Annotated in this window: 8 protein-coding genes; 4 read left to right on the top strand and 4 right to left on the bottom strand. The window is 42.4% G+C overall.

Annotation, left to right across the window (positions count from 1 at the left end):
* Window positions 1–3: 3 nt before the first annotated feature.
* The 3 genes from DWW91_RS04200 to DWW91_RS04190 form a co-directional block, all read right to left on the bottom strand.
* Window positions 4–1,548, bottom strand: coding sequence for a glycine--tRNA ligase (locus tag DWW91_RS04200; RefSeq protein ID WP_010801046.1), 1,545 nt, complete (start codon window positions 1,546–1,548; stop codon window positions 4–6).
* A 1,073-nt stretch (window positions 1,549–2,621) separates the two neighbouring features.
* A complete protein-coding gene (locus DWW91_RS04195) occupies window positions 2,622–4,283 on the bottom strand; it encodes a SusD/RagB family nutrient-binding outer membrane lipoprotein (RefSeq protein ID WP_010801045.1) in 1,662 nt (553 codons plus the stop codon).
* 16 nt (window positions 4,284–4,299) lie between these two features.
* Window positions 4,300–7,590 carry a SusC/RagA family TonB-linked outer membrane protein gene (locus tag DWW91_RS04190; RefSeq protein ID WP_010801044.1) on the bottom strand — a complete coding sequence of 1,097 codons (3,291 nt, stop codon included), beginning with the start codon at window positions 7,588–7,590 and terminating at the stop codon, window positions 4,300–4,302.
* 580 nt (window positions 7,591–8,170) lie between these two features.
* Between DWW91_RS04190 and DWW91_RS04185 the strand changes: the two genes are divergently transcribed.
* The 3 genes from DWW91_RS04185 to DWW91_RS04175 all read left to right on the top strand — a co-directional run bounded on the left by DWW91_RS04185 (window position 8,171) and on the right by DWW91_RS04175 (window position 11,319).
* A complete protein-coding gene (locus DWW91_RS04185) occupies window positions 8,171–8,725 on the top strand; it encodes an NAD(P)H-dependent oxidoreductase (protein ID WP_009860299.1) in 555 nt (184 codons plus the stop codon).
* A gap of 125 nt (window positions 8,726–8,850) precedes the next feature.
* On the top strand, window positions 8,851–10,287 hold the full coding sequence (locus DWW91_RS04180) for a Gfo/Idh/MocA family oxidoreductase (protein WP_009860298.1): 1,437 nt from the start codon (window positions 8,851–8,853) through the stop codon (window positions 10,285–10,287).
* Window positions 10,288–10,722: 435 nt separating this feature from the next.
* Window positions 10,723–11,319: an HU family DNA-binding protein gene (locus DWW91_RS04175; protein ID WP_122327033.1), complete on the top strand. Its 597-nt coding sequence runs from the start codon at window positions 10,723–10,725 to the stop codon at window positions 11,317–11,319.
* 44 nt (window positions 11,320–11,363) lie between these two features.
* Here the strand turns inward: DWW91_RS04175 and DWW91_RS04170 are convergent, their stop codons facing one another.
* Window positions 11,364–12,671, bottom strand: a complete 1,308-nt coding sequence (locus DWW91_RS04170; protein WP_010801042.1) for an ATP-binding protein — start codon at window positions 12,669–12,671, stop codon at window positions 11,364–11,366.
* Between the two features lie 186 nt (window positions 12,672–12,857).
* Between DWW91_RS04170 and DWW91_RS04165 the strand changes: the two genes are divergently transcribed.
* Window positions 12,858–14,741 (top strand): hypothetical protein, encoded by a 1,884-nt coding sequence (locus tag DWW91_RS04165; protein ID WP_122327032.1) that lies wholly within the window; start codon window positions 12,858–12,860, stop codon window positions 14,739–14,741.
* Window positions 14,742–14,886: the final 145 nt, after the last annotated feature.

Here is a 14,886-nt window from a genome sequence, read left to right as displayed (position 1 = left end):
TAATTATTCAGTTATCTTTTTTAATAAAGTCTTCAGGCTTACCTTTTCAGAGATAATATCGTGCAGCTTGTCGATGCTTACACGTTCCTGTTCCATGGTGTCACGGAAACGGATCGTTACACAATTATCCTTCAAAGTATCATGGTCAACTGTAATACAGTACGGAGTTCCAATAGCATCCTGACGGCGGTAACGTTTACCGATAGAATCTTTTTCATCATACTGGCAACGGAAGTCGAACTTCAGCATGTTGACGATCTCTTCAGCCTTTTCAGGAAGCCCGTCTTTTTTCACCAGTGGCAATACGGCGAGTTTGATAGGAGCCAGGGCTGCCGGCAATTTCAAAACAACGCGTGTTTCACCGTTTTCAAGTGTCTCTTCGCAGTATGAACCTGCCATAACGCTCAGGAATACGCGGTCAACACCGATAGATGTTTCAATAACGTACGGAGTATAGCTTTTATTTAATTCCGGATCGAAATATTGTATTTTCTTTCCTGAGAACTTTTCGTGCTGGCTCAGGTCGAAGTCTGTGCGGCTATGGATACCTTCCACTTCCTTGAAACCGAACGGCATTTCATATTCGATGTCGGTAGCGGCATTGGCATAGTGGGCGAGCTTTTCGTGATCGTGGTAACGATACTTTTGGTCACCTAATCCCATAGCCTTATGCCATTTCAAGCGGGTAGACTTCCACATCTTGAACCATTCCATTTCTTCTCCCGGACGAACGAAGAACTGCATTTCCATCTGTTCGAACTCACGCATACGGAAGATGAACTGACGGGCAACGATCTCGTTACGGAACGCTTTACCGATCTGGGCGATACCGAAAGGAATCTTCATACGGCCGGTCTTCTGTACGTTGAGGAAGTTAACGAAAATACCCTGTGCCGTTTCCGGACGCAAATACACTTTCATTGCGCCGTCGGCAGTCGATCCCATGTCGGTTGCAAACATCAGGTTAAACTGGCGTACTTCCGTCCAATTGCGTGTACCGGAAATCGGGCAAACGATTTCGCAGTCCAGAATCAACTGGCGCAGGTCTTCGAAATTGGAATCGTTCATGTCTTTAGAGAAACGTTCGTGTATCTCGTTCCATTTGGCTTGGTATTCCAATACACGGCCATTGGTGGTACGGAACTGCGCTTCGTCGAATGCTTCGCCAAAACGTTTGGCGGCTTTTGCCACCTCTTTGTTTATCTTTTCTTCAATTTTTGCCAAGTGGTCTTCGATCAGTACGTCGGCGCGATAGCGTTTCTTTGAATCCTTGTTGTCGATCAAAGGGTCGTTGAATGCGTCCACATGGCCGGATGCTTTCCAGATGGTCGGGTGCATAAAAATAGCGGAGTCGATGCCTACCACATTTTCATGAAGCAGCGTCATGCTGTCCCACCAGTATTTCTTTATATTGTTTTTCAGCTCTACGCCATACTGTCCGTAATCATATACTGCTCCCAAACCGTCATATATTTCTGAAGAAGGAAATACAAATCCGTATTCTTTGCAGTGTGAAACTAATTTCTTGAAAACATCTTCTTGTGCCATAACTATATGTAATTATTATCAACTTGCAAAGTAAATGATTTTTTCTGTAAGTTATGGCATGTCTGACAGTTTATTCAGGGCAACCGCCCCAAAACAGTTCTCGCCCGAAAGAAAACGGATGGGGAACTGTTCTTTTTTGATAAGTACCATTTTGGCCGACACAAAACACCGTTTTACATGATTGAAATGGTAGTTTAAAGTCATGAAAGTCCGTGACGGAAACAATCCTCCCCCTCCATGATTTTCATACTTCTGCCTTCACACATGTAACACGCTGTATTATAGTTTATTGTGGTGAACCCTGCCTTTTCACTACTGCTTGGGGAACCGTAACAGAAAAACCTTCCGGTGAGTAGGCATCCGTTTAGGGACGGATAGTTATCCGTTGGGCAACCAATGCCTGTCCGTTGGGGAAGAACCACCCGCCTTCATACAGTCATGTAAGTAGTGCTGACACTACGATGCTGACCGCGGATGGGATAGTAGTACCGGCATGACGGTACACCTACCTTATAACGTACATACCAATAGGATATAGGGGACCGGACGCTACTTTACAGGGTATAATCTGCCGGAATATAGGGGAAAAACCGTACGTATTCTTGGGAAAAGCCGTACGCATTTGTTCGAACAACATTTTATCACCCTTTACTCTTTCTTCACTACAAATAACTGTTTTATAATATGTTATAGACGGTGAAAGGTGAAATTAAATTTATAAAACTCCATTGGGAGATTGATTTTTTACAAAAAACGAGGACTTTTTGAAGCTCCAAAAGTCTTTGCTGCCCTTTTTCAAACAATTTAGTGCGGTTGCCCTGCAGTTTATTAACGTGGTATCTTGATTTGAATGTTTCCTTGTATCATGATTCCCTCTTTTATTGTTTGAGAATAGATCGGGGATATTGTAAGAAGTATGAAGACTATATAAAGTAACTGTTTGAGGTTATGTCTATTCATGATTATAACACTATAAAGTTAATGTGTAGAGTCAATAACCAAAGAGAGGTGGCCATCACGGTCACCTCTCTCGTTTCACCAATCATTATGTTGAATATTTAGTTTGGAGTTTTCTAATTTTCCCACCAAACACGGCCATGTTCACTATCCAAACGACCGAAGTTAGATTCCTTTTGCATATCTTCCAAGCGTTTTACTTGGTTAGCATAGTTAGGAGAACCATCTGCCGGCATAGTGAATTTTTTGCGACGCGGAACTTGTTGTAATTCGCCGTACACATGGATCGGTTCCCAAGTAACCAAAGTAGAGGTTGTACTCGGATAGCCTACACGTTTGTACATCGCCCACGATTCATTGTTGTTCTTGAAGTGTTCTATCCAAGTCTGGCAATAAATCTGTTCTTTAGCCATAGCGCTGTTCCAAGCAATTCCTTCCTGTGCCATGTATTCGTCGATTTCAGCTTCTGTAATGGCTTCGTAGTTGTTGATTTTGCAGTAGTCGGCAATCTTGCTCCAGAATTTCAAAGAAGCTCTTACACCCTCTTCGTACCATTCCTGTGCGCTTTTCGTATTAGCCACACCTTCCAATGTAAATTCGGCAGCCATAAAGCAGAAGTCTGCATAAGTCACCAATGGCACCCAGCCGCCTGCTGTACCTTCATCCTGTGCCCCTTTCCACAGACGAGTCTGTGGTCTGTTCATCGGGCGCATATCGATATCATCCAGATAACGCGAAGTACGACAAACATCTTCTGCCTGCAAATCATAGCTTACGTGACCACCTTCCCAACGGCTCAAATTGGTAGGAATGATTTGTTTGGGAGTTGTTGTTTCCAGTGCGTTGAATGCAGCGACATTTTCCGGAGTCAGGTTGTTGATCTGGAAGAAAAGACGTTTACGTGGGTCGTTGTATTTTTTCAGATAATTCATGAAGCAGACAGAAGCACGGTCCATGTCAATGACTGAATGCCAGTCGCCCAATGTAGTCCAGTGATTATCGAAATAAAGGACGAAACTATCGTCAATGTTGTCGAATATATTACCGGATGACAATATTTCTCGTGCAATGGCTTTAGCCTCTTCCGGTTTCCGGTTCAACAGACGTAATGCCAAGCGCAGGCGTACAGCGTTAACGGCTTTCACCCATTTAGTCATATCGCCATTATACGCCAGGTCGTAATTTTTGAAAGAAATCTGGTTCGTAGCGGTAGCCAGCTTATTAGCAGCTTCTTTCAGTTCCTGATTCCAGATGGTGTACAACTCTTCTTGTGTTTGAAATGCCGGTTCGAGGATTTCCGGACGTCCGTTACGTGTTCCCCAGGCATCTGTATAAGCCAATGAACCGTATACATCGGAGGTCTGGATACCTTTGGTGATCAGCAGGACACGAGCCACTTCTATCAAGTTGCTATAAGCAGCTTCCTGTTCCGGTAAATTTGTTTGGATGTAATAAGGGATATGTGTTGCGTACTTTCCGGCAGTATTATAGTTGCCATAGACTGTACCACCCCATCCGGCACACTCTGTAAAGTTTGTCGTTCCGTACCCCCAGATACCTGTACAATACTGCATCCAGCGTAAACGACAGGCATAAGAATCTGCCCAGGTTTCTCCGGCATTGAGCATCGCATTTTCTACCTGATAGAGGTATACTTCCGGATCGACCTCATACACCGTATCGGGATTTTTATTGATTTCGGTAAAATCTGCATCGCAAGAGGTCAATGCAGCCATAGATGCTAAAGCACCGAAAATATAATATTTAATCTTTTTCATTTGACTATACGTTTGATTAGAATGAAACATTAACACTGAAGCCGATGTTACGTGAGAATACCGCACCACCACTTTCCATATATTCGGAACTGTAAGTTGTATTCAAACCTTCCGGATGAATGTTGTCGGGCAAGCTGTTATACAGGAAACCCAGGTTACGTGCCATCAAGCCTACACTGACATTCTGCATATATGCTTTTTCTACCCATTTTTTAGGTAATTGCCAATGTACGGAGACTTCACGCAGCGCAATCCATGAACATTTGTGGATACCTTCTTCGCGGATACCGCCAGACCAACTATATACATTGTCGTAATACTTGTAGGCCGACAGCGGTTCAACCAATCCTTTTTCGTAAGCAGCCTGATAGCTCATGCCGGATACATCCTGTCCCTTGATTTCTGTGCCGGGCATGAATACACCTTCCGGAATGACACCATCGTTAACGGTTCTCCCGTCGGCCAATGTACGAGGTAGACCGCCATATTGTGTATCGCGACCAGCCAGTGAAGACTTGATATTACCGGAATTCATACCATAGTAATAACTTGCAGAGAAGATGTCACCACCGAAACGGGCATCAATTACAGCATTCAACGTAACGCCCTTCCAACTTACGGAAGTATTAGCACCCCACAAGAATTTGGGTTGCAAGGAACCGATCTTTACACTTTCGTTTGAACGAGGATAAGAACCGTCTGCATTTAATAGTTTTTCGCCCTTTTCATTACGTGTGTAACCGTATGAAGTATAGATATCACCGTAAGAACCGCCAACGGTTGCCCATCCCTGCGTATCTGTACCGCCACCTACTAACTGATACTTGTCGACACCTTCAAACAGGGAAACAATTTTGTTTGTATTGCGTGTCAAGTTGAAAGACAAGTCCCAACGCCAGTCTTTTGTTTCGATCGGAGTACCGGTGATCAATAACTCGATACCCTTATTCTGGATATCACCGGCATTGATCCAGCGTTTGCCTACACCCGACTCAGATGCGATCGGTAATCCCAGGATTTGGTTCTTCGTATTGGTCTTATACCAAGCAAAGTCGAAACCTAAGCGGTTCTTCAGGAAACGCATATCCAAACCAACTTCGATAGAGTGTTGTTTTTCAGGTTTCAAATCCAGGTTAGGCAATTCATCCTTGTCAAATTTGTAATACGGATAAGTTCCGCTACTTAATTGATTATCGAATGTATTGTCGAAAGCATAGTAACCTGTACCTGTTGTTAAATACGGTGCACAGTCATTACCCACAATGGCGTAAGAAGCTCTTAACTTACCGAAAGAGATGAACTCCGGCATGTGTTCACGCAGACCTTCAACAAACAACCAAGAGGCACCTACCGACGGATAGAAGTAAGAGGTATTTCCGGTTCCGTTCTGATAGATCAATGCAGACGACCAATCGTTACGTCCGGTGATATCCAAGAAGTAAACGCCTTTGTAGTCCATATTGGTAAACGCATAGATTGAATTGATACGTTTACGGCTGGTATTGTATCTCACGCTTGTTTCGGCACGTTGCACAGAGTTGGTCATGTCGAACAGGCCGGGTACACGCAAACCGTTCTTCGAGTCGGTTTTATGGTATCCGCTGCGAGTATCCCACTGCTCAACTGCCACACTACCACTGATGTTGAAGTCTTCGAACGAATGGTTGGCCGTCAACATACCGGTAATTTTGTACTGGTCTTTCTTGTTTTCATGGATCTTGTAAGCTGCCCCATCGTACTTGCTGGCGCCTGTTGCCATTACTTTTGACTCGTTGGTAGTGTACAATTTATAGATGTCACCTTTTACTTTTACAGATAACCAATCCAACAGTTTCAGATCCAGGTTCAAGTATCCGCGCACGCTCATTTCATCTTGTGTGTAGATGTTTTCCAAGTAATCGTAGATGGTTTTAGAGTATCCGTATGGGTCCATCGAGTTGTAACCGTCGCCTGCCGGGCTGATGTATTTTTTATCTTTCAGCCAATAGTCTGTGTCATATTCGCGGGCGATGCTGTACATGAAGTCGTAGATCGGCGATCCAGCTCCACCCTGCCGAGTCGGGTTTTGTGCCGTTGATTCGATATAAGAGAAACCGCCTTCTGCTTTCAAACGAGAACTAATATCGTGTGAGGCGTTTAAGCTGAATGAATTACGTTTGAACTCATTGTTGAAAGTCAAACCATCGGAATTCAGATTTGAATAAGAAAAACGGAATGCACTTTTTTCAGAACCACCTTGCAATGCCACATTTGTGTTCATGTAACGGCCGGTCTTATACAAATTCTGCAAGTTGTTTGTTTTTGCAGAATAGATCATTTCCTGACCGTCCACATAGAACGGCTTGCCGTCGAAACGCGGTCCGAAACTACGTCCGGCCGAGGTATAACGGTTTTCAGAACCGTCATCATTCAACGCCCAAACGGGGGATGAACCGGAACCGAATTCGTTTTGCAAATCAGGGGTTGCATAGATCTTTTCCCACTGTTGCGTGTGAGAAACAGAGATACCGATACCTTCTCCTTTGCGTCCTTTCTTGGTGGTGATCAAGATCACACCGTTTGCTGCACGTGAACCGTAAAGGGCAGTAGCGGCGGCACCTTTCAAGACAGACATAGACTCGAAGTCGTCGGAGTTCAAGTTTTTCAGGTCATTACCCCAGTCTTGGCCCTGGCCGGTTTTTGTTACTTCATTGTCGATGATAATACCGTCGATAACGAAAATCGGCTGGTTGTTACCGCCCAATGAGGTGTTACCACGAATAATGATGCGTTGTGAAGATTGCGGGCCGGAGTTACCCATGTTAATCTGTACACCGGCAACCTTACCTTGCAAACCATTGATCGGGTTAGGAGAGTTTACTTTGGCGATTTCATCTCCTTTCAGTTCTGTCATGGCGTAACCCAGTGATTTTTTGTCACGCGACATACCCAGGGCTGTTACCACAACTTCATCCAGGGCTTGTGAATCTTCTTCCAGAAGAATTTTCATTGTCGTTTGTCCCGTGTAGGCGATTTCTTTTGTTTTGTATCCGACAAAAGAGATTTGTAGGACTTGACCTTTTTTGACGTTATCCAGTGTAAATTTACCGTCAAGATCAGTCATAATACCATTAGTGGTGCCTTTGATTACCACAGAAGCTCCAATTACCGGACCTAATGCGTCTTCTACGACTCCGGTTACTTTCCCACTCTGTTGGGAAATGTTTACACTTTGCCTGTCGGGCAATACGTCGGCGTAGACTCCTATCGGAGATGCTAATGCACCGGCAAGCAAAATCAAGCTTGGAAATTTCAATTTTTTAGACATAAGCGTTTGATTTATAAGTAAAAATAGATGTGTGTATAATGTGTTTCAGCATCAATTAAATTATTATCATAGTTCTAGTAGAACTATGGAATTATGTCAAAAAGAAAGTATGATGAATTGCTTAAAATAGGATAAATCTATTTTAAATTAGTTAATCGCCAGCTTGTGTGCGCTAAAAGGGTTAATTTTGTTACAAATTAGTTGTAATTAATTATAAAAAAATGAGGTCAGAAATGAGATGTTAACTACTAATCTATTTTTTGATAGATATTATGAATTAGTTCTACTAGAACAATATCATTTAGAAAAATGTAAAATGCTGACTATATATTTATAGTTCATTTGTTTGCCTTAATTTTTAATTTACAGTATCGAGTCTTTTTTGAATGTTTCGATATGTTAAATATTCTATTGTCTGCTATTTTTCTCTCCTGCTGAAATGCTTTTTTTATGTAATCAATTGTTATTTAGATAATGCTGGTAATTTTAATCTAAATCTCCCTGATGTATTTTCATGGATTTGTTTAGCTTTGTGAAAGCTTATGTTTTAATACGATTTTACATTATAAAACACAATAATATGAATGACGTTTCAAAAAAAGTAGTAGTTCTTTTGGCTCATCCCAATCTGAAAGAATCACAGGCTAACAAGGCTTTAGCCGATGCGGTAAAAGATATCGATGGCGTGATGGTATACGATCTGTATGAATATCAGGATCAGTCTTTTGATGTAAATGTGTGGAGCACGATTATATCCGATGCTTCCATGGTGGTCTTTCAATTTCCTTTCCACTGGATGTCAGCACCTTCGTTGTTGAAAAGATGGCTGGACGAGGTCTTTACTTCCCTGGCAAAGACACCAGCTGTAGCCGGCAAGCCGTTGCAGATCGTCACTACAACAGGTTCGGAGTATGCCGCTTACCGTAGCGGAGGCAGGAATTGTTTCACGATGGATGAACTTCTGCGTCCTTATCAGGGATGTGCAATACATGCCGGAATGACCTGGCAGACGCCATTGGTGGTTTATGGCATGGGAAGTGCCGATGCTTCCAGGAATATAGCAACGGGTGTCGAGGTTTACAGAAAGATGGTGGAAACGGTACTGGCTGATCATACGGTGAATAATGCCTGGTAAAGTTTTCGGATAATTAATGAACTTTCTGCCTTAATTCCTTTCAAATCAACAAAAAATATCTATTTTTGCGAAGTTGATGTTTTTAATGTTTGCGCAGACAATATTAATTATCTAAATAGAATACCATGAAATCAGAAGACATCTCACGTCGCTCGTTCCTGAAACGGGCATTGGCATTATCGGCAGCTACTGCAATACCTTCGTTTTGGATCCCTTCGAAGGCTGGTGCAATGCCGGGTGTACCGTTCGTTAGTGCGAACGAGAAAGTTAATATCGCATTTATTGGCATTGGTAACCGGGGTGGTGAAATTGCCAAGGAATTGTATAAGACCGGATTGTGTAATGTTGTAGCCCTTTGCGATGTGGATATGGGGGCGAAGCATACGCAGGAACTGATCTCCATGTTCCCGAAAGTTCCCCGTTATCAGGATTTCCGTAAGATGTTCGATCAGATGGCGGATAAGATCGATGCTGTGACGGTGGGGGTTCCCGACCATGCCCATTTCCCGATCACAATCGAGGCAATGGCCCACGGCAAACATGTATATGTTGAAAAACCGATGGCGCGTACTTTCCAGGAAATAGAACTGATGATGCGCGGTGAAAAGAAATATGGCGTGGTCACACAGATGGGTAACCAGGGACATTCCGAAGCCAATTATTTCCAGTTCAAGGCATGGAAAGAAGCTGGTCTGATAAAGGATGTAACAGCTATCACCGCTCATATGAACTCTCCGCGTCGTTGGCACGGATGGAATCCGAATATCAAGCATATGCCGATGGGAGAACCGATTCCTGAAACAATGGATTGGGATACCTGGCTGGGGGTAGTGCAGCATCATGACTATAACCATGATTATCATATGGGACAATGGCGTTGTTGGTATGACTTCGGTATGGGCGCGCTGGGTGACTGGGGTGCACATATTCTGGATACGGCACACGAATTCCTGGATATGGGATTGCCTACAGAGATCAACCCGTTGTATCTGAAAGATCATAATAAATTCTTCTTCCCGATGTCGTCGACTATCCTGTTCAAATTCCCCGAAAGAGGCGATATGCCGGGAATAGATGTTACCTGGTACGATGGTCTGGATAATATCCCTCCTGTTCCTGAAAACTTCGGTTCTTCGGATGTCGATCCGAATATTCCGACTGTAGCCGGTGGCAAACTGCAATTGATGAAACTGAATCCGGGTAAGGAAATTTATACGAAGACGCTGACATTCAAAGGAGGTTCTCATGGAAGTACATTGTCTGTCATCCCGGATAAGATTGCCAAGGAAATGAATCCAACCCTTCCCGAATACCAGAAGAGTCCTTCCAACCATTACGCGAACTTCCTGTTGGCTTGCCAGGGCAAGGAAAAGCCCCGTTCACCGTTCTCTATCGCCGGTCCGCTGAGCCAGGTATTCTGCCTGGGTGTATTGGCACAGCGCCTGAACCGTAAGTTAGTTCTCGACCGCACCACCAAAGAGATCGTCAACGACAGCTTCGCCAACCAGATGCTGAGCGGACAGCCGCCACGCAAAGGATGGGAAGAGTATTATAATGTATAGTGTTGGTTATATAGAATAATTTAGTTAGTAGCCAAAGTAGATCACTCAGATTCTGCTTTGGCTACTGATTCTTTCATGACTCTGTATCGTTATAATAATATTTTGTTCATTGCAAATGAATAAAAAACGATATTTTTACTCATTCTGAATGAATGAAATTTAGTTCGTAATTTGCGGGATTGAAACAGAGGTAGTCTATTTAACCTAAAATATCCTGTTCCGGTGAATAATTCATCCCTTTCCTTCGTATATTTGTACCGCAACAAACTGATTGCCGATTGATTTCGATAATATTATCGATAGCCATCAGTAATATTATCGATAGTTATCAGTTATATTACTGATGGCTGTCGGCAATAAGTTAGTAAGGCATAAAATTTAGTACAGTATGGCATCCCGAAAAATGTCGTACGTAACCTTTTAAATCAAATTCCCATGAGTATCAAATTCAGTGTTTATAAGACTCCCCGGCCTAAAGGGAGTAAAGATAACTTAGAACATGCACGTCTTGTTTCGAGAGGAACAAAAGGTCTTGAAGAGATATGCAGAGATCTCTCGGATGCTTGCACGGTTAATTCGGCCGATATAAAAGGTGTGCTGGAAGCATTGACCGTATATATGGGTAGGGAACTTGGCTACGGATATAGTATCGAGTTGGAGGGGATCGGACATTTCTCCCCGGCGTTGCGTACCCGGAAAATTTCTGAGGAAAACGGAAAAATCAGGTTTAGTGTTTCTGTCGACGGGGTGAATTTTCGCTGTTCCAACCGTTTGAAGGAGATGGTTAAAGAAGAACGTCCCAAGAAAGTAAAAAGAGAAAATATTTCTTCTGAACCCATCGAAACCCGGAAAGAAAAGATGTTGGAATATATCCGCAAGCATGAAAGCATCAATGAATCGGATTATGCAGAGTTGAACAATTGTACTCGTTACCGGGCAGGCAAAGAGCTGAAACAGTTTTTGGAAGAAGGTATCATCCGTGAGATGGGATATAAAACGCACAGGGTTTATGTGTTGGCCGCGAAGGAGTAAAGTACTTTTTTCCCTTCGCATGTTTTCCCGGGAGCAGACTTACCTTACATGTCATCAGGAGAAAAACCTTTATATTCTATTGTGTACTTTTTATGGCTTGCAGCAATATTTTTGGCTTTATATTCTAATGTCCCTAAGTTGATCTCGTTAGGATTGTGTTTTACTTCACCGATGACCATTCTCTTATTGAATTCGTCTACGGCAACGATATCTATTTCGTTTTTATTTCCGTTTTCCCAATAAGAACCGATAGCAGACCATTCTTTGGATAAGATTAGCTGGTCTCGGAAATATTTTTCAAGTATTCGTCCTATATATGTGTTGTAATCTCTTTCTACCACCTGTCGAATGAATCCCAGATTGGATATTTCTACTGCGCTTCTGTATTTGTAAATAAAGCGAAACCAGAAGTTCAGGAAATTGTCATCAATATAATAACGGATCTGCCGGGTATTCGGCTTTGAAAATATTGGACTGGTACGGGTAATGACATTAAAGTCTTCTTCCAATGTTTTTAATTGGGGACCGACTGAAACACCTAATTCGCCTTCGATTTCCGGTCGGGATGTTTTAGAAGAGGCTATTAGGGAAAGAATAGAGAAATAAACAGTATAATCCTTTCCAAATTCTTCTATGAGAACATTTTTTCCTTCCTCTAAAAAGAAAGAGTTTTCGCTGAAAATAGTATCCAGTATTTTCTCTTTTGTAAAAGCTTTGCTCTTGATTAATAGTTCTATATACCGTGCAACACCTCCGGTTACTGTATAAAAAGCCAGTAAATCTTCCGGAGTGAAAGATGGGAAATGATCTCTTATGATATCTTTTATCACATCTACTGTGAATGGGCGTAACACAATGCGATGATCGGCTCGTTGGAATAGTGGTTCCCGGGAGTTTTCGAATATGCGTTTCATGAGTGAATAGATCGAGCCGCAAAGTACTAAGTTTATTTTTGCGTGATCTTTCATTTCATCCCATACATTTTGCATTTCGCTGTAAATGGCGGGATTAATATAATAGAATTCCTGAAATTCATCTATTACTAATGTAAAGTTTTGTTCAGTTGATATGCGCATCAGATATCGGAATAAATCCCGGAAGTTACGGTATTCAAGGATATCTGTACCTAATATGTCTTTGGCAATTGCTACAAATTCTTCGCAGAGAAGTACTTCATTCTTTTTAGTACAGAAGAAGTAAATCATCTTTTTGTTTTCGAAAGCTTTCTTAATCAATGTAGTCTTTCCGACACGCCGGCGCCCGATTACAATTGTCATTTGTGCTGCTTCGGCAGACAACTCTTCCCAGTCATGTAGTAATTGTAATTCTTTATTTCTATTGTAAAATTTCATAAGCTATCCTTCTATTGTAGTCAATATTACTGTAACTTTCGCTACAATAATGCAAATGTAGTTATAATATGCTTATTATGAAATAATTATAATGATATTTTTGAGGTAAACCGGTCAGACTTTATTCACAGGCTTCTTTTGCCGGGGTATTATCATTATCTTTGTAGCCTTTATAATAACGCTCGTATGAAATACATCTGCTGTCTGATCTTGTTCTTTACTGTCCTTTTACCTTCCTGTCAGTGGGGACGGCAGGAGGCTTTCTTTCCGGATGAAGGTTTGGCTGAACGTCTGTTGCGGGAAAATCCGGACAGCCTGGCGATGATACTGGAAGAGCAGGTCGTTCCAGCTGAACTCTCGGATAGCCTTCGGGCGGAATATGGCTGGTGGATCACCCGGCTGCATCAACGACAGGGACGGAATATGGTGAATGATTCGCTGATTCATTATACACTTCGTTGTTATGAGCAACAACAATCCCCTCGTCTGACAGAAGCATATATGTTAGCTGCCATGCAGGTGAACTATTCGGGAGATAAAAGGGAAGAGGCTAAAGAGTTTATTTCAAAAGGAATACAGATTGCAGCAAACAATAAAGATACCACTTTGCTGGTGGAGCTTGCTTCGACTCTGGGTTATCATGATCTGCTTCCGGGGAATCTTTCTCTGGTACCTGAAGACGTTAAGCACATTATATTCGATTATTATGCTTTAGATTCGTTGCAGATGATTCATTGTTTGTATGGTCTCGGTTGTTATTATGCTTCCCGGCAGGAACCGGATTCAATGGAGCATTATATGATACGGGCACTAAAACTGGCGGAAGAGCTGCGAGTTGATAACAGTTCGATTCTCCGTAATTATATAGATGGTTTGAATGCTTTCCATCAGAGTGAAAAGGCTTTGCCGCTGATGAGGAAGTTTGATCGGGAATATCCTCCGAAACATCTGCATGATAGTATTGTGAAGACTGCTACTTATGTATGTCTTTGGTTAAATCTGGGGAAATTGGATTCTGCGGAGGTTTACCTGAAACAATTGGAATATTGTTGCGATTTAATCCCCCGGGATTATTACGGGAACGGATATCGTACCTCTTTTTTTTATGTGGAGAAACTGCTTCGTAGTGTTTATGATGTAAAGAAGAATAATGCTCTGAATATCATTGCTGTCTATGATTTTTGTGAAAAGGTGGCATCGGTGGAAAGAAGGAATGTGGCAATAGAAAAAGAGCGGTTGTTTGTGCAGAACCAACTGGAACGGAGGAATCTGAATCTGAAGATTCAAAAAGACCGGAACCACCGCCTGACTCTTTATATTCTGTCGGCAGCCGCTTGCCTGATTTTCTTCCTGGCTTATTTATACCAACGTAAATTGTTGAAGAAGGAACGTTTTATCCGGCAGATGAGAGAGCAGATGCGACTGCATCAAATTGCATTAAGCGAAAAGGAACAGCTGATCCGGCAAAATGAGGAGGCGATCGAACAATTGTCAGCCCGCCAGTCGGAGCAGGAGGAAATAGCCGAACAGCAATTGAACGACCAACTATCTGAAATTGAACGGATCTGTCAGGAGAATGAGCTATTGAACCGGGAAAAGAAGCAGCTGCAACAGGAAATGGCCCGATATGCTCAGAATATTCCGGAAAAAAACATTGAAATGGATTCGTATGAGCGGATGGTTATACAAAACCAAGCGCTTACAACCAGCACGAAACAATTGTCTCTTCAGGTTATCTTGCAATATAAAGAGTTGGAACGTTTGTACAAAGGAGAAGTCCGTAATCTGTCGGATATAGACTGGCCTGTCATTTATAAATTGATAGACAAGATATTTAATAATTACACCGGGCGGCTTCGTGCTTCTTTCCCGTTGCTGACGGAAGAAGATATTCAGTGCTGCTGCCTGATTAAATTACAACTGTCCACCTCGGCTATTGCCCGGTTGTATAGTATTGCTCCCTCTTCCGTCACCAAACGGAAACAACGTATAAAGGAGCGGATTAATCAGGGAAAAAATGAGTTGATCGGGAAGGATCAGCCGGCCGATGTCTATCTGTGGGGATTTTGATGGGGTGATTTGTCCACTTGAAAAATATAGATTCTTTTATTTGCTTGTTTATTAGTTGTTTAACTGTGCGTGATTGTACAGGTACTCGGTATTCTTTGTCCACATGGAATTCAAGGTTGTCTACTGCGGAGGCTCTACCTTTGCC

The sequence above is a fragment of the Parabacteroides sp. AF17-3 genome (genome assembly GCF_003635445.1).
Classification (GTDB): Bacteria; Bacteroidota; Bacteroidia; order Bacteroidales; family Tannerellaceae; genus Parabacteroides; species Parabacteroides goldsteinii.
The sequence above is the reverse complement of the archived record's forward strand: the minus strand, read 5'-3'. Positions and strand labels throughout refer to the sequence as shown.